The organism is Nonomuraea sp. CA-141351, assembly GCF_050944675.1.
Taxonomy (GTDB): Bacteria; Actinomycetota; Actinomycetes; order Streptosporangiales; family Streptosporangiaceae; genus Nonomuraea.
The window spans coordinates 5,927,353-5,947,789 of the sequence record NZ_CP191982.1; the positions used below are offsets into that span (position 1 = coordinate 5,927,353).

The following is a 20,437-nucleotide window of genomic DNA, read 5'->3' on the forward strand; positions in this document are numbered from 1 at the left end:
GGAGGTGGCCGCCGATGACCCATTCCCGCGAACCGCAAAGCCCCGCCGCACTCTTACCGCGACGATGGCGACCGCCCCTGATGGCGCTCGCCGTCCTGCTGACGATGCTCGCCGCCCCGTTCGTATCCCAACCCAGGGCGGCGGCCGACACGCCCGCACAGTCGGCGCCTGCCCGGCTCGACGGTCCGGCGGCGCAGGCCCTCGAACGGTTGATCGGGACATCGCGCGCCAAGCAGGTCACCCTGCGCGCGATCGACAAGGGCACGGGCCGAGACCGGTTCGAGGTGTATGCCGAGAAGGGCGGCCTCGTCGTCGCCGGCACGACGCCCGCGGTGCAATTGACCGGCTTCGGCTACTACTTGCGCCAGGTGGCACACGCCGACGTCGCGATCAACGGCTCGCAGGTCGACCTGCCCCAGCATCTCCCGCTACCCGCGGCACCCATCGCCAAGACCTCCTCGGTGGATCACCGCTTCGCCCTCAACGACACCAACCAGGGCTACGCGGGCGCGTATCTGAGCTGGTCGGAGTGGCAGCGGCGGATCGATGTCCTGGCGCTGCACGGCATCAACGAGGTGCTCGTCTACGAGGGCCAGGAGGCGGTCTACCAGCGCACCTTCATGGAGTTCGGCTACTCCGGCCAGGACATGCGTGAGTGGATCCCGCAGCCGGGCCACCAATCCTGGTGGCTGCTGCAGAACATGTGCTGCACCGACAGCCCGATCTCCCAGCAACTCATCGATCAACGGATCGAACTCGGCCGTAAGATGGCCGACCGCCTGCGTTCGTTGGGCATGGTCCCCGTGCTGCCCGGCTATTTCGGCACCGTGCCGACCGACTTCAAGGTCCGCAACCCGGAAGCCAACACGGTCCCGCAGGGCACCTGGAACCAGCTCGAACGCCCCCACTGGCTCGACCCGACAGATCCGATCTTCGAGCGCGTCGCGGCCACGTTCTACCGGGTGCAGACCGAGCTGTTCGGTTCCAGCACGATGTACAAGATGGACCTGCTGCACGAGGGCGGCACAGCCGGAAAGGTCAACGTGGCGCAGGCGTCACAAGCGGTGCAGCGGGCCTTGAACACCGCCCATCCCGATGCGCTGTGGACGATCCTGGGCTGGCAGAGCAACCCACTGCCCGCGACGCTCCAGGCCATCGACCGCAGCAAGATGTTCATCGTCGACGGCATCAGCGAGGAATCCGGCACCACCGACCGGGACAAGGACTTCTTCGGCACCGGATACGCGTTCGGCACCATCTGGAACTTCGGCGGTCACGTCAACCTCGGCGCCAGACTGACGCTGTGGAACGAAAAGTTCCACGCCTGGCGCAAAAAGCCCGGCACGGCGATGAACGGCATCGCGCTGATGCCCGAGGCCATCGACAACAACCCGGCCGCGGTCGCGTTCTTCACCGACATGCCGTGGCAGGACGGCCCGGTCGACATGCGGCAGTGGTTCGACGACTATGCCACCGCCCGGTACGGCGGCGACGACCCGCATGCCAAGGCGGCCTGGCGGATCCTCCTCGACACCGTCTACAGCTGGCCCGCCGGCGCGGACAGCCGGCACGTCACCGGCCTGTACGACGACGAGCCCGGCCTGGCGAACACCGGCTACCCGCTGCAGTACGACATCGCCACCTTCGACAAAGCGCTCGACGAGCTGCTCCAGATCGACCGGCGCCTACGCGGTTCCGGCGCCTACCGCTACGACCTTGTCGACGTCGCACGGCAGGTGCTGGCCAACCACAGCCGGCTGGAGCTGCCCGAGATCCGCGCCGCCTACCACGCCAAAGACCTCAAACGCTTCGAGCGACTCACCGGCCGGTGGATGGACCAGATGCGGCTGATGGACCGGCTGCTCGGCACCGATGAGCACTTCCTGCTCGGGGTGTGGCAGAAGGAAGCCCACCGGCAGGCCGCCACCCCGGCCGAGGCGGCGACCCTGGACTACAACCTCAAGTCGCTGGTCACGCTCTGGGCCGACGGCGCCCGTCTGCAGGACTACGCGCGCAGGGAGATGAACGGCCTCGTCGGCCAGTACTACGCCAAGCGGTGGCAGCTGTTCTTCGACAGCCTGAAGACCGCGCTGCGCTCGGGCAAGGAGTACCCCGAGCCGATCGACTGGGCGGCAGTCGCCAAAGACTGGGCCAGAGCCGGCACCGAGCTGGCCTCCGAGCCACGCGGCGACTCCTACCTCGAAGCGAGCCGGGTGGCCGCACTGCCGGACGGCGCCGTGACCGTCGGCGTCGACCGCAAGGGCGTCAAGCCAGGCGGGACGGTGCAGGTCACCGCCGTGTTCACCAACGACAACGCGCTGCGGCCCACCGGCAAGGTCACGCTCCGGCTCGATGCCCCGGACGGATACCGGGTGCAGGCGACGTCCCCGGCCCGCGCCGACCACGTCGCCCCAGGCGACAGGCTCACCACGACGTGGACGGTGACCGTTCCTGCCGGCGAGGCCCCAGGCGGTACTCCGGCGCTGGACGTCACCGCGTCCTGGCGATCCGCCGACGTCGCCCAGCAGGACATGGCCTCGACAAGCCTGCTGATCGCCGGAGCCGTGCCCGCGTCGTACCAGACGATGAGCAACACGCAGGCCGAATTCGCCCCCACCGGCGACGGGATCGCGATCGCGGCGGGTGGTGCGGACCTTTGGCGGGAGACCAACGAGCTGGCCACTGCCTACCGCACGGACGCCCTGGCCGACGGGCAGCAGCTCGCGAGCACGGTGCTGCGGCAGGACGGCTCGTCGGAGTTCACCCGGACCGGGCTGGTGGTGAGTGACGACCTGGCCGCCCCCGGGTCCACCGGCTACGCGAACATCGCCATCACTCCCGGTCACGGCTGCGTATTCAGCTGGGACTCCGATGGCAACGGGCAGTTCGACTCGTACACCGAAGTGGGCGGGTTCACACCACCCGTGCAGGTGCGCATCGGCAAGTCCGGCGACCAGCTCACCGGCTCATGCAGCAGCGACGGCAAGAACTGGTCGCTGGTCGGGTCGGCCCGCGTCCCGGGCGCCGGGGCCACGCTCGACGTCGGCCTGTTCGTCAGCGCGGCCAACCGGCACACCGGCCAGGAGGCAATCGCCATACTGACCGATCCCGCATCCACACCCTCGACCGCACGCGACGGCGCGCGGGACACGCTGCAAAGCCTCCGCAAACCGGTCACCGCGCTGAGCTGGGAGCCGAGCCGGGGCCCAGAGCACGCCAACGACGGCAACCGGGCCAACTCCCCGTACTTCGCCAGTCAGATGACCTGGGACACCACCTGGTGGCAGGTCGACCTGGGGACGGTCAACGACATCTCACGCGTCAACGTGCGCAACTATGTCGGGGGCGGGCGCTACTACGAGTACCGGCTGGAGGGGAGTCTCGACGGCACCACCTGGTACACCCTCGGTGGCCGCCGCGGCGCCCGGGCCGTGACCGACGCTGGAGACACACTGAACACCGAGGCGAAGGCCCGGTACGTCCGGGTGGTCGGCACACACAACAGCGCCAACTTGTCCTTCCACCTCACTGAAGTCAGCGTGTACGGCACGCCGGAGCAATGACCCGCAGCCGCGATCGCTGACCAAGAACGAACGAGAGACCCATCCCCCGGCGCCACCCGGTTCCGGGGGATCTTGTTCCGGCTGGACGGTCAGCCGGCAGGTGCGACGAACTCGGGCTGGTCGATGATACGCAGCCAGCTCCCGTCCGGCTGGCGCCGTACGACCTGCGCCCGCGCGCCGGCGCCGTCCTTGGGCGGCGTCGAGGTGAGCGCGATGTCCCCGGCAACCAGCGTCGGCAGAGGCTCCTCCCGCTCGAAGTGCGGCCGCCCGGCCAGCACCTTCTCCCACAGCTCGCGGATCGCCTCCCGGCCCACCGTCTGGCTGCCGGGCGGGTAGGCCAGCACCGCGTCCTCCTCGTACAGCGCGGCGACCCCGGCCGCGTCGCCGGCGTTGGACCGCTCGACGAACAGGCGCGTGATGTCCTCGGGCCGCATGGCCTTGTCATGGTCCGGCATGGATTCCTCCTCAGGCGTTCGCTGCGTCCAGCCTGCCGCCGCCCTTTCCAGAAGTCCAACAGATGGTTCTCATAGGAACTAGAATTTCCAGTCATGGAACTGAGGCAGTTGGAGTACTTCGTCGCGGTAGCCGAGGAGCAGAACTTCACGCGGGCCGCCGAGCGGGTGCACATCAGCCAGTCCGGCGTCAGCGCCCAGATTCGCCAGCTCGAGCGCGAGCTGGGAGCCGAGCTGTTCGACCGGTCGGGGCGCACCGCCACGCTGACGGTCGCGGGCAAGGCGGCGCTCGAGCACGCCAGAGCAACGCTCGCCGCCGCGGGGGCGGTCGGCGAGGCCGTGGGTGAGGTGACCGGCCTGATCCGGGGGCAGCTCACCCTCGGGATGGTGATCGGGTGCACGATCACGCCGCTGTTCGACGCGCTGGCGGCCTTCCATCGGGCGCATCCCGGCGTGGAGATCACCCTCCAGGAGGACAACTCCGACCGCCTCGTCGAAGGCGTCCACGCCGGCGCCCTCGACCTGGCCCTCGTCGGCACCGCCACCACCGCCCCAGCGGGGCTTGAGGCGCTCACGATCATCAGCGAGCGCCTCGTCCTGACCGTTCCGCCCGGCCATCCCCTGGCCGCGCTCCCCCAGGTCACGTTGCGCGACCTGGGCACGTACCCGATCGTGTGCATGCCGCCGGGCACCGGGCTGCGCGCCGTCTTCGACCAGGCGTGCGCCGCGCAGGGCCTCCAGCCCGTGATCACCCTGCAGGCCAGCGCCGCCGACGCCATCGCCGACCTCGCCGCCCGCGGCATGGCCGTCGGCATCCTCAGCGACTCGATGGCCGCCCGAAACGGAGACCGCCTCGTCGCCCGCACCATCGCCGACGTCGAAACCCCCGCCCTGCTCGCGCTGGTGTGGCGGGCCGGGCACCGCCCCGCCGTACGCGAGCTGCTCGCGCACGCACGCCGGGCCTTCGCGATCCGTTGAACAGCAGCTACGACGGCCGTTACTGGGGGCCCTTGACCTGATCGTAGAAGCGCAGCGCGCCCTTGGCGCCCTCGGGTGAGAAGAGAGCCGCCAGGCCGTCCGTGGTGAGCCGGGCCAAGTGTGCCGAACGTGGCAGCATGACGCTCTCGTAAGCGCGGACGGCCTCGTCGGGGTCGGCCGCGGCGGCGAGAGCGTCGGCCAGCTCGGCGCCCTCCATCATGGCGAGGTTGGCGCCCACGCCGAGCGGCGGCATCAGGTGCGCCGCATCGCCGAGCAGGGTGATGCCTGGCGTGTGCTCCCAGGTGTGGTGGACGGGCAGGGTGTACAGGGGGCGAGTGACGAACTCGTCGTCGGCGTGCCGCAGGAGATCGCGCAGGTTCTCGGCCCACCCGTCGAACATCGCCGGCACCTCTGAGGCAGGCAGGTCCTGCGGCCCCCGGAAGGCGGCGTACACGCGGATGTGGCCGTTGCTGTTGCGCTGGGCGACCAGGGCCCTGTTCTCGCCGTACGCCGACATGGAGCCGTTGCCGACCAGGCGCGCGAGCTCGGGGTGGCGCGCCTCGTCGAAGCCGGTCTCCACGAAGGTGACGCCGGTGTAGGCGGGCACGTCCTTCGACAGGCTCGGACGTACCCGGGACCAGGCCCCGTCGGCGCCCACGATGAGGTCGAACTCCTCGCTGGGGCCGTCGCGGAAGAGCACGCGGCCCTCGCCGGTGACCTCGTCCACCGGACGGCCCCAGCGGATGGTGTCCTCGGCGAGCGAGTCGATGAGCAGGCCGCGCAACTGGCCCCGGTCGATCTCCGGCCTGCTCGCGTCGCCGTCGGCGGGCTCCCAGTGGCGCAGCATGGTCCCGGCCTCGTCGAGGATCCGCTGCTCCTGCCCTTCCGGCCGGGCCAGGGCGTGGAACCGGTCGAGCAGCCCAGCCCTGTCCAGCGCCGTCTGACCCCCGCCGGCGTATATGTCGAGGGTGCCGCCCTGGGAGCGGGCGTCAGGCGACGGTTCGCGTTCGAAGACGGTGACGGGGAGGCCGTGGACCTGCAGGACCCGGGCGAGGGTGAGGCCGCCGAGCCCGGCTCCGACGACGGCGATGCGGGGAGAGATCATGAGACTTCCCTTCGATACACTGTATTGGGCAATACACTGTATCAGGATGGACGGTGTATCATCAGGCTGCAGGTTCTACGGAAGGCGCGATGCGATGACGGCACCACAGGAGCCGATTCTCGTCTGGGAGCGGCCGGAGCCGCCGAGCCGGCCGGCGCCCAGCCCGCTGAGCAGGGAGCGGATCGTCCGCGCGGCCATCGACCTCGCCGACCGCGATGGACTCGACGCGGTGTCCCTGCGCAAGGTCGCCGCCGCGCTCGACGCCGGCCCGATGAGGCTGTACGGCTACCTGTCCACCAAGGAAGAGCTGCTGGATCTGATGGTGGACGAGGTCTACGGAGAGATCGTCCCTTCCGGGCCGGCCGGAGACGACTGGCGGGTGGTGCTGGGGGATCTCTCGCGCCGCACCCGGCAGGCCGCCCTGCGCCACGAGTGGTTCGCCGACCTGCTGGGCAGCCGGCCCCGTCTCGGGCCCAATGCGCTGGCGTTCCTCGAAGCCTCACTGGCCTGCATGGGCGAAGCGCCGGTCGGCACCGTGATGCGGGTCGTCGGCACCGTGAACGCGTACGTGCTGGGCGCGGTCAGGCGCGAGATCACCGAGCTGCGGGCCGAGCGGGCCACCGGCATGAACGAGCAGGAGTGGCAGATCGCCTCGGGCCCGTACCTCACCCGGATGCTGGCCACCGGCCGCTACCCCGCGCTGGCCAGGGTCATCGAGGGCGAAGACGCCAACCCCGACTTCGAGGAGGGCCTCGACTGCGTGCTCGACGGAGTCGCCCCGCTCGTCAGCGGCGGGCGATGAGGCGCATCGCCTGCCGTACGACCTCGGCCTGCGCGGGAGCGAGTCCGTCGAGGAACGGCTCCACCGCCCCCGGCTCCCAGCCGTGCGGGCCCGTGTGCGCCAGCACGTGCTCCACGCTGTAGTCGGCGAGCATCGCGGCCAGCGGCGCCACCCTCGGATCGTCCGGCGAGGCGTCGGCGAGCGCGTCGAGCCGCCGGTAGAACTCGTGCCCGCGCGCCGCCGCCTCCGGGTCGGCGGCCAGCGAGCCGAACATCGCGAACGCCCGCTCCCGATCGCCGTCCGTCGCCACGCTGTCCATCAGCACCAGCAGGTCACGGTCCCAGGCCGCCGCCTTCGAGGCGGGCAGGTCCACAGCGCGCAGGAACGCCAGCAGGTCGGGCGAGGCCGTGTCGTCGGGGCCCAGCGTTCCGGTCTCGGCCCGCTCGAGCACCTCGGCCAGGCGGGCGCGGCGCGCCCGGATCTCGTGCTCCTGTCTGGCCAGGTCCGCGTCGATCTCGGCGAGGAGCTCGGGCAGCTGCCTGGAGCGGTCGTCCGCGATCACGTCGCGCGCCTCCTCCAGACTCAGCCCGAGCTCCACGAGGCGGCGGACGCGGGCCAGGGCGATGGCGTCGCGCATGCCGTACTCGCGGTAGCCGTTGGCCAAGCGCGGCGGCTCCGGCAGGACCCCGTGCTGGTGGTAGAAGCGCACGGTACGGGTGGACACCCCGATCAGCGCGGCGAGCTCTCCGATCCGCATACCTCACCATAAATCATTGGCAATCGCCGAGCCTCACCGGTTATTGTCGAGCACGTCGGATGAACAAAAGGAAAGGCCAGCCATGCGATTCGCAGCCGAACGCGTCTATTGCCGCCACGCGGCGTGCCGCGGCGCGCTCGTGCTCGCCGGCACGGCTTCTGGATAACCCTCGCGAGAGACCGTCCAGAGGCCGCCGGGTACGTACCGGGCGGCCTTTTTCTTTGGGCTGATGGTGAAAAGGCATCACACCTGCCTTGCAAGCAGGAGTTCAGGTTTCGAGATCCTGTCGGTCCACGTCAGAGCATGTCGGCGACGAAATTCAAGGCCCCGTTGGTCTAGCGGTCAGGACGCCTGGCTTTCACCCAGGAAATCGCCGGTTCGAGTCCGGTACGGGGTACGAATCATTAATTTTCTGGCCCTATAGCTCAATGGAGAGAGCGCCGGCCTACGAAGCCGGGTCTGTTGCAGGTTCGAATCCTGCTGGGGCCGCGGTTGTGATGTCTCAGGACATCGGAAACCCTCGAACCTACGGGTTCGGGGGTTTCGTCTTGTTGGGGTTTGCCTGGGGTTGGTAGTCGCGGGTGGGATCGAGGATCAGCTCGCGCAGGAGTTCTCCGGTGATGGCGTTGACGATGCGGACGTGCAGGTCGTCGACGAGCAGGATGACGTGGGTTCGGGCGTGGGTTCGTCCGATGCCGATGTGGTGCAGTCGGCCGTTGACGCGCAGGGTGACGACGCCGGAGGGGTCGATGCGGTCGTGGCGTACGCGGGCGTGGGTGTCGGCGTCGCGGCTGCCGGAGGGCAGGGCCTTGGGCGAGGCGGCGTAGGCCGCTGCCGGGGTGGCGCGGTGCGGCAGGGATCGGTGCGGGCGGTGGTGGTTGTAGGCGTCGCAGAAGCGGTCGAGAAGTGCCTGCAGGGCTGCCAGGGTGGTGGGCTGGTGGGGCTGGGCGCGTAGCCAGTTCTTCATCGTCTGCTGGAAGCGTTCGACTTTGCCGCAGGTGGTGGGGTGGTTGGGGGTGGAGTTCTTCTGTTGGACGTGCAGGCGGCGTAGTTCGTGTTCGAAGGCGTTGCGGCCGCCGCGGCCGCCGGCCAGGCGGGTGGTGAAGACCATGCCGTTGTCGGTCAGTGTGGAGGCGGGCACGCCGTGGGCGGCGACCGCGGCGCGGAAGGTGGCCCGCACGATCGGGCCGGTGACGCGGGCGTGCGCGGTCACCGACAGGGCGTAGCGGGAATGGTCGTCCAGCCAGGACAGGATCTCGGCGTCGGTGCTGTCGGCGAGCCGGTAATGGGTGAAGTCGGCCTGCCAGGTCTCGTTCGGCAGCTCTGCTTGGAAGCGGATGTAGGACGAGCGGGGACGTTTCTTGGGCTCAGGCACGACCAGGCCGCGGCGAGTGAGGTAGCGGCTGATCGTGGCCCGTGACACCGTCTGCCCGTGGTGCTGCCGCAGGTGCCAGGCGATCGTGTCCGGCCCGGCGTCCAGTCCCTGCTCGGCGAGTTCCTTGCGGAGCCGGACGATCAACTCGACCGTTTCGGCGTCGACCGCATTCGGCGAGGTACGCGGCCGACGCGACAGCGGCTCGAACGCCGCATCACCCTCGGCACGGTAGCGCGCGACGAGCTTGGACACCCAGCCCTTGGAGACCCCGTAGGCGCGGGCGACCTCTGCCTGGGACCGGCCCTCGACGACAACGGCGGTGATGACAACTCTGGCCTTGGACACACTGCCCAGGCTCTTGATCGCGGCGGTTGCCTATGTCTCGAGACACACTCCGCTGAAGTTTCCTATGTCTTGCGACATGGGTTTCCTATGTCCTGAACCAGCACACTGCTGGGGCCGCGGGCCGACCATGCGCGAGCTGGGCACGTCGGTGAGCCCACCCGGCTGTAAACCGGACGCTTCGGCTGTGGCGGTTCGACTCCGTCCTCGCGCACTTCCGCCTCGACCCGACGGGGGCCGGGGCGGCTTGGCGCAGTTCGCCGGTTGCGGAGGCGGGATTGCAAATCCTGTCCGAGCGAGTTCGACTCTCGCCTGCGTCTCTTCGATATCCGGGTTGACATCCTCCCCGGGATTCGCTTGTAATGGCCGTCGCGTCGCGTGACGCCGGCCCGGAGGACGGCGGTGGCATGGAGGCGCCGTATCAAGGGGGATGACACCGTGGCTTCACATATCACTGGGCGTGCCTGAGCGCACCTGCCCCCGCCGCGCATTGCGCGCGCGAGGTTCCCACGTCATCACATCCATCCCGCCTTGGAGCGAATACACGCATGCCCACTGACTTCAACCAGCAGATCATCGAGGAATTCCGGGCCAACCGCGGCCAGGTCGGCGGCCCGTTCGAAGGAGCCAGGCTGCTCCTGCTGACGACCGTCGGAGCGAAGACGGGCGCGTCCCATACGACGCCGCTCGGTTACCTGCCCGACGGCGACCGCATCCTGGTCATCGCCTCGGCCGGCGGCGCGCCCCGGCACCCGGCCTGGTACCACAACCTGCTCGCCGACCCGCAGGTGACCGTGGAGGACGGCGTCTTCACCTACCAGGCGAAGGCGCTCGTGCTGGAGGGCCAGGAACGCGAGCGCTTGTTCGCCCGTGCTGTCGAGGCCGATCCCGGCTGGGGCCGCTACCAGGCCACATCCGGCCGGATCCTGCCCGTGGTGGCGCTCATCCCGATCTTCGGCCCGCCCGCCGGCCCTCTGGGCGACGCGCTCAAGCTGGTGCACGACGCCTTCCGCAGGGAGCTGGCCCGCATCCGCGCGGAGGTCGCCGCGTCGGGCTCGAGCCTGGGTGCGCAGCTGCGCGTCAACTGCCTGACCATGTGCAACAACCTGCACGAGCACCACTCGCGCGAGGACGGGTTCGTGTTCCCGGCGCTGGAGGACCGCTATCCGGAGCTCGCCGAGGTCATGGCGCGGCTGCGTGCCGAGCACGAGGTGGTCCAGCGGCTGCTCGAACAGCTCCAGACCCTCCTCGCCGCCGACGACCTGTCCCCCGGCACGCTCCTGAACGAGGTCAACCGGCTCACCGGGGAGGTCGAGGCCCACCTCGACTACGAGGAGGAGTACCTCGTACCCCTGCTGAACCTGGGCTGAGGTCGGTCCCCTACACCTGATCGGCCACTCTCCCGATCCGCGCCAGCCGGGCCAGCGCGGGGCGGGAGAGAACGGCCTTGATGTCGTGCAAGGCGAGGATCAACTCCTCGACCCCGTCGATGGGCGACTCCCGCTCCCTGTTGAGCAGGACGCCCCTGTAATCCTCCGGAGTGACGGCCCCGCCGGGCAGTTCGACCCCGCCGTCCTCCACCCGGAACAGCGCAGGGATGGACGTGTCCAGCGCCAGGGCGAGGCCGGTCAGCTCCGCGGCCGTGAAGGAGCGCTGGCCACGCTCGGCCTGGTGAACGGCCTGCCGGCTCCACGGCCTGTCCAGGTAGCGCCCCAGGGCCTCGCCCAGCTCGGTGAGCGACAGCCGCCGCTCAGTGCGCAGGCGCGCGATCTGCCGGCCGATGGCCTCTTCCACCCGCATCCGTCCCCCTGGTGTCATCGTGGACAATGACATAGATATGTACGCATTGACAGCGCCTTCTCAGGCAAGCTACTGTACCGCTACAGATTTACCTGTCACTGTCACCGATGACAAGTGGGTCGCACATGCGAGACTTTGAATTAGAGGTGATCGGCCCGGTCGGCGACTGCGCCGTGCTCAAGGTCGCGGGCGAGGTCGATGTGGAGACCGCTCCCTTGGTTCGTGAGCGGCTGGTGGACCTGGCGGGCAAGGGCATCCGCCACGTCATCACAGACATGAGCGGAGTCGAGTTCCTCGACTCGACCGGCCTGGGGGTCCTGGTGGGCGGCCTCAAGCGGCAGCGCACGCAGGGTGGCACGCTCACCCTCGTCACTGACGTGGAGCGCATCCTGCGCGTCTTCCGGATCACGGGGCTCGTCACCGTGCTGCCTCCCTACGCTTCGGTCTCCGAGGCGATCGCCGAGGATCCGAGCTGGCGGCAGACGGCCGAGGCCAGGTCCGGAAGCGTCGAAGAATGGTGCCGGGCGCACGGCCTGGCCTGACCTTCATGAATGCCGCCTCCGACCGGCACGCCGTCGTCATCCCCGGCGGGAATTACGGACCGCTGGCCGGGCTGCTCGCCTACGCGGGCGAAGCCGCCGCTCGCCGGGGAGCCCACCTCGAGCTGATCTCGTGGACACCACCGCCAGGCCGGCCGCTGGAGGAGCGCTTGCCCTGGGTCCGTGAGCAGGTGGCGCCGGTCGTGGACGGGCTCGCGGCGCCGCTGCTCATCGGTAAGTCGCTCGGCTCGTTCGGCGCCGCCGTGGCGGCGGAGCGCGGCCTGCCGGGTGTCTGGTTGACGCCGCTGCTCACGGTTCCCGCGTGCGTGGACGCGTTGCGCCGCGCCACGGAGCCGTTCCTCCTCGTCGGCGGCACCGCGGATGACTTCTGGGACGGCGCGCTGGCGCGGGAGCTGACGCCGTACGTGCTCGAGGTCGCCGGCGCCGGCCACGGCATGATGGTGCCGGGGCCGCTCGTCAGGAGCGCCGAGGTCCTCGGTCAGGTGACAACGGCCGTGGAAGCCTTCCTCGACGACGTCGTCTGGCGTTGACCGGCGCGGTCACCCGCCCAGCCCCGACTCCAGATGCTCCAGCGCCCGGTCGAGCTCGGCGGGCCCGTCCATTGAGGCGTCCTGCGCCCACTCCAGCCAGACCAGGGCCACGATCCCGAAGACCGCCCCCATGGCGTTCCGCAGCCGGGGATCGTCCCGCCCGCATCCCGTCTTGTCCGCCAGCAACTCGCTGACCTCCCGCAGGAAGCCGGGGGTCCTGCGCAGATTGGCCGCCACCAGCTCGGGAACGGTCGTCGCGAACACCTCCCGCGCGTGTCCGGCCGCGATCTCCTCGGCCGTCAAGGAGGCGAACGCCGCGCGCAACGCACCCCGCAGGACGGTGACCGGCGCGCCCGGCGGCTGGGCCGCGAGTGCCTCCATGAGCGGCGGGAACCGATCGAGCGTGACCAGATGCTCCTTCGTCGGGAAATAGCGGAAGAAGGTGGCTGGAGAAACCTCCGCGGCCTCGGCGATCTGCTCGGTGGTGGTGGCGTGGTAGCCCCGCTCGCGGAAGAGCCTGAACGCTTCGCGCAGGATCGTCTCCCTGGTCCTGGCCTTCTTGCGCTCGCGTAGCCCGCCGTTGCCCATGTGCTCATTCTGCCGTACTAGAAAATGATGGTTTACTCTCATAAGAGAGTCCACTGTCAGAAAGGCAGAGGGCTGCGACCCCGCATTGGAGTTGACCCGATGAACGATCAGAACGCCGAGACCCCGGTGACCCTGCCCGTCCGGCGTGAGCCCGGCTGCCCGTTCGATCCGCCTCCCGAGCTGGAGCGACACCGCGCCTCCCAGCCGCTGGCCCGCCTGGCCTTCCCCGACGGCCATGTCGGCTGGCTCGTGACCGGCTACGACCCCGCCCGCTCGATCCTGGCCGATTCCCGCTTCAGCGTCCGGCCGGAGCTCAAGCACTCCCCGCTGCCCCGGCGGACACGACAAGCCGGCCGCGCCCGGCTGGTTCGCCAGCATGGACCCGCCGGAGCACACCGGGTATCGGCGCCTGCTCACCGGCCAGTTCACCGTGCGCAGGATGAAGGCCCTCGAACCGCGCATCGCCCAGATCGTCGCCGGCCGGCTGGAGGCCATGGCCGAGGCAGGTCCGCCCGTCGACCTCGTGCAGGCGTTCGCGCTCCCGGTCCCTTCCCTGGTGATCTGCGAACTGCTCGGCGTCCCGTACGAGGACCACGAGTTCTTCGAGAAAGAGACCACCCTGCTCGTCGACCTGGACAACTCCGAGGCGCAGGCCATGACCGCCATGGCGAACCTGGCCGGCTACCTGCGCGACCTGGTCGGGCGCAAGCGCTCCCAACTCGCGGAAGACCTGATCAGCGGCCTCATCACCGACGGCGACCTGAGCGACGAGGAGCTGACCAACATCGCCCTGACCCTGCTCGTGGCCGGGCATGAGACCACCGCCAACATGCTCGCCCTCGGCGCCTTCGCCCTTCTGCGGCACCCCGGGCAGCTCGACGCCTTCCGCGCCGACGCCTCGCTGACCGACACCGCGGTCGAGGAACTGCTGCGCTACCTGACCATCGTCCACAGGGGTGCGCCCAACCGCGCCGCCCTGGAGGACGTCGAGGTGGGCGGCAGGCTCATCCGCAAGGGCGAGACCGTGGTCATGGGGCTGCCCGCGATCAACCGCGACCCGGAGCGGTTCGACGATCCCGCCACCCTGCGGCTAGACCGCGACAACGCCCGGCAACACCTGGCCTTCGGGCACGGCGTGCACCAGTGCCTGGGACAACAACTCGCCCGCATTGAGATGCGCATCGCCTACCGTGCGCTGTTCGAGTGCTTCCCCACCCTCCGCCTGGCGGTCGCGCCGGAGGAGGTCCCGATGCGCGAGAGCGCGCTGGCCTACGGGGTGTGGCGGCTGCCGGTCGCCTGGTGAGGCAGCAAGACGGCGGCCGGTACGCCCCAGAAGAGCACGCCGGGGAGCCCGGCTACGCGTTACCGGGGTCCGCTGGAGCGGAAGCGCGACGGCGAGACGCCGGCCCATGCCACGAACGCCTGCCGTAAGGACTCGGCGGAGGCGAACCCACAGCGGCGGGCGATGGCGGCGACCGGTTCGCGCGTCGCGGTGAGCAGCAGGGAAGCCGCTTCGAGGCGCGCATCGCGCACCAGCCGCGAGGGGGTCCGGCCGACGTACTCGACGAACAGCCTGCTCAGGTGCCGCTCGCTCACCCCCGCGAGCGCGGCCAGCCCGGCGACGCTGAGATCGCCGTCGAGGTGGCTGATCACGTGGTCGATGACCCGCCGCACCAGGACCTGGTCGGAGTGCGGAATCTTGTTGAACAGACTCACCTGCGCCTGATTCCCAGGACGCTTCAGGTAGGTGACCATGCCCATGGCCACGCGCCGGGCGATCTCGGCTCCGTGGTCCTCCTCGATGAAGGAGAGCGTGAGGTCCAGAGAAGCCGTGACCCCGCCCGACGTCGCCACCGCGCCGTCCCGTACGAAGATCGGCGCCGGGTCGACGTGCACCTGCGGGAAACGCGTAGCGAGCTGTCTGGCCTCGTACCAGTGCGTGGTGGCCCGCCGGTTGTCGAGCAACCCGGCGGCGGCCAGCACGGTCGCCCCGGTGCACACCGAGGCGACCCGCCGCGACAGCCCGGCGAGCCGTACGACGTGGCTGACGAACCGCGGGTTGGCGGCGGCGGCCTCGTGGCCCTGCCCACCCGAGATGATCAGGGTGTCGATCGGGCCGTCCATCCCGTCGATCCGGCCCTGCCCGGACAACTCGAGCCCGGAGTCACACCGCACGGGCCGGCCCATCGGGGTCGCGAACACGACCTGGTACGCCGGGTCGGCTCCCTGTTTGTTGGCAAAGTCGAAGCCGGTGGTCACGCACGCGACATCGACGAGCTCGATGCCGTCGAAACCGACAACGACGATCAGCCGCCCCATCATGGCTACACCATACGAGTGAGCGGCTGAGCTGTGCGGACAGAAATCCCAGCGAAACGGACAAGCTCGCCGCCGCCGCGATCCCCGAACCTCCTGTCCCATCATGCTGCTGGCATGCGTCGCACGGTCCGCACCTGGCGCGACGTCCCCTCCGCGCTCACGACAGGGAGATGGCAGCGATGCACGAGACGACTCCGTGGCCGGGCGTCAAGGCGTGGCACCGGCCGCTGCTGCTGGTCGCGGCGGCGACCGCGCCGTTCGTTGTGATCTCGCTCGCCGGAATCGTGCTGGACGATCGCGTCCTGGTCGGTGCGCCGATCTGGTTCAAACCGTTCAAGTTCGCGGTGTCGATCGTGGTCTACGCGGTGACCTGGTCGTGGCTGGTGGCCTATCTGCCACGGCATCGGCTGGTCCGGTGGTCCGCGGCGGTCATCGCGGCCACCCTGGCGATCGAGTACGTGATCATCGTCGGCCAGGTGGTGCGGGGCCGCCAGAGTCACTTCAATGTCGCCACTCCCCTCGACGCCGTCTTGTGGGCCACCATGGCCACGTCGATCGCCCTGCTCTGGCTCGCCAACCTCGTGGTCGCCGTCTTCCTGATGCGCCGCCAGATCGGCGGCCGGCCGCTCACCTGGGCGGTGCGCGCCGGGACCGTCATCTCGCTGTTCGGCATGGGGATGGCCTTCATGATGACCCGGCCGACCACCGCGCAGCGGGACTCGCTGCGCGACGGCGGCTTCGCCGGGATCATCGGCGGGCACAGCGTGGGCGTCGTGGACGGTGGGCCGATCATGCCGGTCACCGGTTGGAACACCGCCGGAGGCGACCTGCGGGTCACGCACTTCATCGGCATCCATGCGCTGCAGGTGCTGCCTCTGCTGGCCATACTGCTGTCACTGCCGGCCGGGAAGGTACCGCTGCTGGGTGCGGAGACCGTCCGAACCCGGCTCGTCCTCATCGCCTCCGCCGGGTACGCCGGCCTCACCGGCCTCACGTTGTGGCAGGCGCTGCGCGGCCAGCCGCTGATCCGCCCCGACGAGCTCACGCTGGTGGTCGCCGGCGTACTGCTGGGGGTGGTCGTGGCCGGCGCTGCGACGGTGATCGGCGCGGGCTGGCTCGCATTGCCGGGACGTCCCGGCCGTCAGCCGCGGTTGTAGTCCGCGAACCCCGTGCGCGACAAGGGCGCGGACGCCGCCGCGGAAACGGCCCGCGATCGCGGCCGCCCGGTGGAGGCCGACCGAGACGCAGTCGGCCGGCAGGGAGCGCATTTCGTCCCGCGGTGCAGTGCCTGTCGTTGGGGTAGTGCCACGCGGCACTACCCCACCCGCCCTAGAAGTCCATGTCGCCGCCGCCCGGCATGGCCGGAGCGGCAGGGGTCTTCTCGGGCTTCTCCGCGATGACGGCCTCGGTGGTGAGGAAGAGCGCCGCGATGGAGGCGGCGTTCTGCAGCGCGGAGCGCGTCACCTTGGCCGGGTCGAGGATGCCCGCCTCGAACATGTTGACGTACTCGCCGGAAGCGGCGTTCAGGCCCTCACCCGGGGTGAGGTTGCGAACGCGCTCCACCACGACTCCGCCCTCGAGGCCGGCGTTGACCGCGATCTGCTTCAGCGGCTCCTCCAGAGCCTTGCGCACGATCGCCGCGCCCGTGGCCTCGTCACCGTTGAGCTCGAGCTTGTCGAAGGCCTTGGCGCCGGCCTGCAGCAGCGCCACGCCACCACCGGGGACGATGCCCTCCTCGACGGCCGCCTTGGCGTTGCGCACGGCGTCCTCGATGCGGTGCTTGCGCTCCTTCAGCTCGACCTCGGTCGCGGCACCGGCCTTGATGACCGCCACGCCGCCGGCCAGCTTGGCCAGGCGCTCCTGGAGCTTCTCACGGTCGTAGTCGGAGTCGGTGCGCTCGATCTCGGCGCGGATCTCGTTGACCCGCCCCGCGATCTGCTCGGCGTCACCGGCGCCGTCCACGATCGTGGTCTCGTCCTTGGTCACCACGACCTTACGGGCGCGGCCGAGCAGGTCGAGGGTGGCGTTCTCGAGCTTGAGACCGACCTCCTCGGCGATGACCTGTCCACCGGCCAGGATGGCGATGTCGTTGAGCATGGCCTTGCGACGGTCGCCGAAGCCCGGGGCCTTGACCGCCACCGACCGGAAGACTCCCTTCATCTTGTTGACGACCAGGGTCGCCAGGGCCTCGCCCTCGATGTCCTCAGCGATGATCAGCAGCGGCTTGCCCGACTGGACGACCTTGTCCAGCAGCGGCAGCACCTCTCTGTTGGCGGAGACCTTGCCGCTCACGATGAGCACGTACGGATCGTCCAGGACCGCTTCGAGCCGGTCGGAGTCGGTGATGAAGAGCGGGGCGATGTACCCCTTGTCGAAGCGCATGCCCTCGGTGAGCTCGAGCTCGAGGCCGAAGGTGTTGCTCTCCTCGACAGTGATGACGCCTTCCTTGCCGACCTTGTCCATCGCCTCGGCGATGAGCGAGCCGATCTCGGGGTCGGCGGCGGAGATGGAGGCGGTGGAGGCGATCTGCTCCTTGGTCTCCACGTCCTTGGCCAGCTTGGAGAGCTCCTGGCTGACGCGCTCGACGGCAGCCTCGATGCCCTTCTTCAGGGCCATCGGGTTGGCGCCGGCGGCGACGTTACGCAGACCCTCACGCACCAGCGCCTGGGCGAGCACGGTGGCGGTGGTGGTGCCGTCACCCGCGACGTCGTCGGTCTTCTTGGCGACTTCCTTGACCAGCTCTGCGCCGATCTTCTCCCAGGGGTCCTCGAGCTCGATCTCCTTGGCGATGGACACACCGTCGTTGGTGATCGTGGGAGCGCCCCACTTCTTCTCCAGCACCACGTTGCGGCCCTTGGGACCCAAGGTCACCTTGACGGCGTCGGCGAGCTGGTTCATGCCGCGCTCGAGACCGCGCCGGGCGTCCTCGTCGAACGCGATCATCTTCGAAGTCATCATTGCTCCTGCTCTTGATGGGGGTTGCCGGGACCGCGCCCGCGACGGACGGTCCGCCGGAAGGCGGACCTCGCTGTCCCGGCACACGCCTTGCCGTTGGCACTCTCCAGGTGCGAGTGCCAGGCGTCCCATCGCACTCTACCCACAACTTGCGTGCCGCGCACCTAGTGCGCGTCACGCAATATCGGATAGGGTTGGGCCATGAACGATGACGCCATGGACCTCCGGGCGCGCAACAAGCAGGCCACCCGGGAAGCGATCAGCCATGCCGCGCTGCGCCTGGCCATAGAGCAGGGTCCCCACGGGCTGGCCCTTGTGCGCGTCCATGACATCGCCGAGGCCGCGGGTGTCTCATCCCGCACCTACAACAACTACTTCTCCAGCAGAGGGGAGGCGATCTGCGCCTTCCAGTCCGACCAGTCCAAGCGCGCCGGCCAGGCGCTGTGCTCCCGGCCCGCCGACGAGCGGCTCGACCAGGCCATCATCGCGGCCATGATCGAGCTCTACACCGACCCCGAGCCCGACAAGGCCGGCCTGCGCATGATCATGTCGACGCCCGAGCTGGAGGGCGAAGCGCTGAAAGCGTTCACCATGGCGGAGGGCCCGCTCACCGAGGCGATCGCGGCGCGCACCGGCACAGATCCCGGACGCGACCTGTTCCCCGCCGTCATGGCCGCCGCGGTCGCCGGGGCCATCCGCGTGGCGGGACGGCACTGGCTCCAACCCGGCAACACCGACTCCTTCGCCACCGTCCTCCGCCATGCCCTGTCCTGCGTCTGCCCCGCCACGCCACCCGAAGGCCCACGGGATCAGTGACCTCGCAAGCGCGGGCCCGCTCCCCCGCTGGAGAGCAGGCCCGCCTTCCGCGTCAGAGATTTCCGACGAAGACCGGCGGAATACGGTCCTTCCACGGCATGGCCTGTTCCAGGTGAGCGGCGATCTGGAACAGCAGGTCCTCACGCCCGTAAGCGGCGACGATCTGCACGCCGATCGGCAGCCCGTCCTCGCTGTGAGCGAGAGGAAGGCTGATCGCCGGCAAGCCGGTGACGTTGAACACCTGAGTGAACGGCCCGTACTCGGTCAACGACTCCAGCCAGCTCGTCAGAGTCTGGCCGGGATCGTCGAACCGCAGGGTGCCGTGCGGCGCCGGGAGGCGGCCCAGCGTCGGGGTGACGAGCAGGTCATAGCCGGTGAAGAACGCGCCCACCGACCGGCTCACCCGGTTCTGCGCGTTGAGCGCGGCCAGCATGTCCAGCGCGCTGTACTCCCTGGCCGCCTTCAAGAACTGCCGGGAGACGGCCTCCATCTCCGCCTCGTCAGGTCCCCGGGGAGCCAGCAGCAGCGTGGCGGCGATCGCGACTCCCTCGCACACCCAGGCCTGCATGACGGCCTCCCGATCGACCACCGGGCTCGCCTCGGCGACGGTGTGCCCGGCCTGCTCCAGCACTCGGCCCGCCTGGACCGCCGCCGCGGCCACCTGGGGATCCACCGTCGTCCCCGCCCAGCCTTCGGTGGTCACCGCCACCCGCAACCGGCCGGGATCGGTCCCGATCTCGTCGGCGTACGCCCGGCGCGGGGGCGGCGCGGTGTACTTGTCGCCGATCCCCGGCCCCTGGACGGCGTCCAGCAGGTGAGCGGCGTCGCGGACAGTGCGCGTCAGCGCGAACTCATAGGCCATGCCGAGCATCAGCTCTCCCGCATCGGGTCCGGGCGTGATGCGGCCCCGGCTCGGTTTGAGCCCGACCAGCCCGCAGCAGGAAGCCGGGACCCGGATGGAGCCGGCCCCGTCGCTGGCATGCGCGACAGGCACCGCCCCCGCGGCGACCAGGGCGGCGGCGCCACCGCTCGACCCGCCCACACCCCTGTCGAGGTTCCATGGGTTGCGTGCCGGGCCGTATCTGAGGGGTTCGGTGGAGAAGCTGACGCACATCTCCGGCACGGTGGTCAGGCCGAGGGTGACCAGGCCGGCGGCCCGGAAGCGCGTCATCAGATCGGTGTCGCGCCAGGCGAGGATGCCCGGCAGGGCACGGCTTCCCAGGGTGAACGGCACCCCTTCGGCCACGGGCCCGTGGTCCTTGATCAGGAAGGGCACACCGGACAGCGGCCCGTCGGCGGCGTGGTCGAGCGCCGGGGAGAACACCGGCAGCGCCAGGCCGTTCACTTTCGCGTTCGCCGCTTCCAGCGCCTGCCGCGCCGTCGCCTCTACCTCGTCGGCGGTGACCTCACCCGACTTGATCAGGTCACGGATGCCGACAGCGTCGTACCTTGCGTACTCGTGGAGCTCCACGAAGAGTCCTTTCGATCACAGGTGGGAATGCTGCATGAAAAGCAG

At 69.8% G+C, this 20,437-nt stretch carries 17 protein-coding genes, 5 tRNA genes and 1 pseudogene; 14 read left to right on the forward strand and 9 right to left on the reverse strand.

What is annotated here, in order from left to right; translation table 11 throughout:
* The first annotated feature begins 80 nt into the window (after positions 1-80).
* Positions 81-3,563: an alpha-N-acetylglucosaminidase TIM-barrel domain-containing protein gene (locus tag ACQPWU_RS28220; RefSeq protein WP_433444741.1), complete on the forward strand. Its 3,483-nt coding sequence runs from the start codon at positions 81-83 to the stop codon at positions 3,561-3,563.
* Positions 3,564-3,652: 89 nt separating this feature from the next.
* Here the strand turns inward: ACQPWU_RS28220 and ACQPWU_RS28225 are convergent, their stop codons facing one another.
* Complete coding sequence (locus ACQPWU_RS28225; RefSeq protein WP_433444742.1) at positions 3,653-4,018, reverse strand: YybH family protein; 366 nt, start codon at positions 4,016-4,018, stop codon at positions 3,653-3,655.
* Between the two features lie 93 nt (positions 4,019-4,111).
* Between ACQPWU_RS28225 and ACQPWU_RS28230 the strand changes: the two genes are divergently transcribed.
* Positions 4,112-4,993, forward strand: a complete 882-nt coding sequence (locus tag ACQPWU_RS28230; protein WP_433444743.1) for a LysR family transcriptional regulator — start codon at positions 4,112-4,114, stop codon at positions 4,991-4,993.
* Between the two features lie 19 nt (positions 4,994-5,012).
* Here ACQPWU_RS28230 and ACQPWU_RS28235 read toward each other — a convergent pair whose 3' ends face one another.
* The gene (locus ACQPWU_RS28235; RefSeq protein WP_433444744.1) at positions 5,013-6,098 is read right to left on the reverse strand and encodes an FAD-dependent oxidoreductase; all 1,086 of its coding nucleotides are present in this window, start codon (positions 6,096-6,098) and stop codon (positions 5,013-5,015) included.
* Between the two features lie 94 nt (positions 6,099-6,192).
* Between ACQPWU_RS28235 and ACQPWU_RS28240 the strand changes: the two genes are divergently transcribed.
* Positions 6,193-6,900 (forward strand): TetR/AcrR family transcriptional regulator, encoded by a 708-nt coding sequence (locus ACQPWU_RS28240; RefSeq protein ID WP_433444745.1) that lies wholly within the window; start codon positions 6,193-6,195, stop codon positions 6,898-6,900.
* Here the strand turns inward: ACQPWU_RS28240 and ACQPWU_RS28245 are convergent.
* Entirely contained in the window at positions 6,884-7,636 is a 753-nt protein-coding gene (locus ACQPWU_RS28245) for a MerR family transcriptional regulator (protein WP_433444746.1), read from the reverse strand. The genes ACQPWU_RS28240 and ACQPWU_RS28245 overlap by 17 nt on opposite strands.
* 223 nt (positions 7,637-7,859) lie before the next feature.
* On the opposite strand from ACQPWU_RS28245, the gene ACQPWU_RS28250 reads away from it, so the two are divergent.
* From ACQPWU_RS28250 to ACQPWU_RS28260, 3 genes are all read left to right on the forward strand, one after another.
* A tRNA-Ala gene (locus ACQPWU_RS28250) sits at positions 7,860-7,930 on the forward strand.
* A 30-nt stretch (positions 7,931-7,960) separates the two neighbouring features.
* Positions 7,961-8,033: transfer RNA gene (locus ACQPWU_RS28255), tRNA-Glu, on the forward strand.
* Between the two features lie 17 nt (positions 8,034-8,050).
* Positions 8,051-8,125 (forward strand) — tRNA-Arg (locus tag ACQPWU_RS28260).
* 37 nt (positions 8,126-8,162) lie between these two features.
* On the opposite strand, the gene ACQPWU_RS28265 is transcribed toward ACQPWU_RS28260, so the two are convergent.
* A complete protein-coding gene (locus tag ACQPWU_RS28265) occupies positions 8,163-9,356 on the reverse strand; it encodes an IS481 family transposase (protein ID WP_433434937.1) in 1,194 nt (397 codons plus the stop codon).
* Between the two features lie 129 nt (positions 9,357-9,485).
* Between ACQPWU_RS28265 and ACQPWU_RS28270 the strand changes: the two genes are divergently transcribed.
* The 3 genes from ACQPWU_RS28270 (at position 9,486) to ACQPWU_RS28280 (ending at position 10,723) form a co-directional block, all read left to right on the forward strand.
* Positions 9,486-9,567: transfer RNA gene (locus ACQPWU_RS28270), tRNA-Tyr, on the forward strand.
* A gap of 35 nt (positions 9,568-9,602) precedes the next feature.
* Positions 9,603-9,673, forward strand: a tRNA-Cys gene (locus ACQPWU_RS28275).
* 228 nt (positions 9,674-9,901) lie between these two features.
* The gene (locus tag ACQPWU_RS28280) at positions 9,902-10,723 is read left to right on the forward strand and encodes a nitroreductase/quinone reductase family protein (RefSeq protein WP_433444747.1); all 822 of its coding nucleotides are present in this window, start codon (positions 9,902-9,904) and stop codon (positions 10,721-10,723) included.
* A gap of 10 nt (positions 10,724-10,733) precedes the next feature.
* On the opposite strand, the gene ACQPWU_RS28285 is transcribed toward ACQPWU_RS28280, so the two are convergent.
* Positions 10,734-11,153, reverse strand: coding sequence for a helix-turn-helix domain-containing protein (locus ACQPWU_RS28285; RefSeq protein ID WP_433444748.1), 420 nt, complete (start codon positions 11,151-11,153; stop codon positions 10,734-10,736).
* 125 nt (positions 11,154-11,278) lie between these two features.
* Here ACQPWU_RS28285 and ACQPWU_RS28290 point away from each other — a divergent pair.
* Together ACQPWU_RS28290 and ACQPWU_RS28295 are read left to right on the forward strand one after the other, a co-directional pair.
* A pseudogene (locus ACQPWU_RS28290) lies at positions 11,279-11,611 on the forward strand (STAS domain-containing protein); the annotation flags it as partial.
* Between the two features lie 89 nt (positions 11,612-11,700).
* Positions 11,701-12,243 (forward strand): hypothetical protein, encoded by a 543-nt coding sequence (locus tag ACQPWU_RS28295; RefSeq protein ID WP_433444749.1) that lies wholly within the window; start codon positions 11,701-11,703, stop codon positions 12,241-12,243.
* A gap of 9 nt (positions 12,244-12,252) precedes the next feature.
* On the opposite strand, the gene ACQPWU_RS28300 is transcribed toward ACQPWU_RS28295, so the two are convergent.
* A complete protein-coding gene (locus tag ACQPWU_RS28300) occupies positions 12,253-12,831 on the reverse strand; it encodes a TetR family transcriptional regulator (protein WP_433444750.1) in 579 nt (192 codons plus the stop codon).
* A gap of 376 nt (positions 12,832-13,207) precedes the next feature.
* On the opposite strand from ACQPWU_RS28300, the gene ACQPWU_RS28305 reads away from it, so the two are divergent.
* The gene (locus ACQPWU_RS28305; protein WP_433444751.1) at positions 13,208-14,134 is read left to right on the forward strand and encodes a cytochrome P450; all 927 of its coding nucleotides are present in this window, start codon (positions 13,208-13,210) and stop codon (positions 14,132-14,134) included.
* 59 nt (positions 14,135-14,193) lie between these two features.
* On the opposite strand, the gene ACQPWU_RS28310 is transcribed toward ACQPWU_RS28305, so the two are convergent.
* Entirely contained in the window at positions 14,194-15,153 is a 960-nt protein-coding gene (locus ACQPWU_RS28310; RefSeq protein ID WP_433444752.1) for a GlxA family transcriptional regulator, read from the reverse strand.
* A 176-nt stretch (positions 15,154-15,329) separates the two neighbouring features.
* Here ACQPWU_RS28310 and ACQPWU_RS28315 point away from each other — a divergent pair, with 176 nt between their 5' ends.
* Positions 15,330-16,307: a hypothetical protein gene (locus ACQPWU_RS28315; RefSeq protein ID WP_433444753.1), complete on the forward strand. Its 978-nt coding sequence runs from the start codon at positions 15,330-15,332 to the stop codon at positions 16,305-16,307.
* A gap of 172 nt (positions 16,308-16,479) precedes the next feature.
* Here the strand turns inward: ACQPWU_RS28315 and groL are convergent, their stop codons facing one another.
* Positions 16,480-18,105 (reverse strand): chaperonin GroEL, encoded by a 1,626-nt coding sequence (gene groL / locus ACQPWU_RS28320; protein ID WP_433445301.1) that lies wholly within the window; start codon positions 18,103-18,105, stop codon positions 16,480-16,482.
* Between the two features lie 201 nt (positions 18,106-18,306).
* Here groL and ACQPWU_RS28325 point away from each other — a divergent pair, with 201 nt between their 5' ends.
* Complete coding sequence (locus tag ACQPWU_RS28325) at positions 18,307-18,921, forward strand: TetR/AcrR family transcriptional regulator (protein WP_433444754.1); 615 nt, start codon at positions 18,307-18,309, stop codon at positions 18,919-18,921.
* Positions 18,922-18,973: 52 nt separating this feature from the next.
* On the opposite strand, the gene ACQPWU_RS28330 is transcribed toward ACQPWU_RS28325, so the two are convergent.
* Positions 18,974-20,392 (reverse strand): amidase, encoded by a 1,419-nt coding sequence (locus ACQPWU_RS28330; RefSeq protein ID WP_433444755.1) that lies wholly within the window; start codon positions 20,390-20,392, stop codon positions 18,974-18,976.
* Between the last annotated feature and the right edge of the window lie 45 nt (positions 20,393-20,437).

Excerpts from the sequence above, each read along its gene's own strand:
- ACQPWU_RS28245 (WP_433444746.1), bottom strand. The coding sequence starts at position 7,636 with ATGCGGATCGGAGAGCTCGCCGCGCTGATCGGGGTGTCCACCCGTACC.
- ACQPWU_RS28220 (WP_433444741.1), top strand. The coding sequence starts at position 81 with ATGGCGCTCGCCGTCCTGCTGACGATGCTCGCCGCCCCGTTCGTATCC.
- ACQPWU_RS28240 (WP_433444745.1), top strand. The coding sequence starts at position 6,193 with ATGACGGCACCACAGGAGCCGATTCTCGTCTGGGAGCGGCCGGAGCCG.
- ACQPWU_RS28295 (WP_433444749.1), top strand. The coding sequence starts at position 11,701 with ATGAATGCCGCCTCCGACCGGCACGCCGTCGTCATCCCCGGCGGGAAT.
- ACQPWU_RS28280 (WP_433444747.1), top strand. The coding sequence starts at position 9,902 with ATGCCCACTGACTTCAACCAGCAGATCATCGAGGAATTCCGGGCCAAC.
- ACQPWU_RS28225 (WP_433444742.1), bottom strand. The coding sequence starts at position 4,018 with ATGCCGGACCATGACAAGGCCATGCGGCCCGAGGACATCACGCGCCTG.
- ACQPWU_RS28235 (WP_433444744.1), bottom strand. The coding sequence starts at position 6,098 with ATGATCTCTCCCCGCATCGCCGTCGTCGGAGCCGGGCTCGGCGGCCTC.
- ACQPWU_RS28325 (WP_433444754.1), top strand. The coding sequence starts at position 18,307 with ATGAACGATGACGCCATGGACCTCCGGGCGCGCAACAAGCAGGCCACC.
- ACQPWU_RS28305 (WP_433444751.1), top strand. The coding sequence starts at position 13,208 with ATGGACCCGCCGGAGCACACCGGGTATCGGCGCCTGCTCACCGGCCAG.
- ACQPWU_RS28315 (WP_433444753.1), top strand. The coding sequence starts at position 15,330 with ATGCACGAGACGACTCCGTGGCCGGGCGTCAAGGCGTGGCACCGGCCG.
- ACQPWU_RS28310 (WP_433444752.1), bottom strand. The coding sequence starts at position 15,153 with ATGATGGGGCGGCTGATCGTCGTTGTCGGTTTCGACGGCATCGAGCTC.
- ACQPWU_RS28230 (WP_433444743.1), top strand. The coding sequence starts at position 4,112 with ATGGAACTGAGGCAGTTGGAGTACTTCGTCGCGGTAGCCGAGGAGCAG.
- ACQPWU_RS28285 (WP_433444748.1), bottom strand. The coding sequence starts at position 11,153 with ATGCGGGTGGAAGAGGCCATCGGCCGGCAGATCGCGCGCCTGCGCACT.
- groL (WP_433445301.1), bottom strand. The coding sequence starts at position 18,105 with ATGACTTCGAAGATGATCGCGTTCGACGAGGACGCCCGGCGCGGTCTC.
- ACQPWU_RS28300 (WP_433444750.1), bottom strand. The coding sequence starts at position 12,831 with ATGGGCAACGGCGGGCTACGCGAGCGCAAGAAGGCCAGGACCAGGGAG.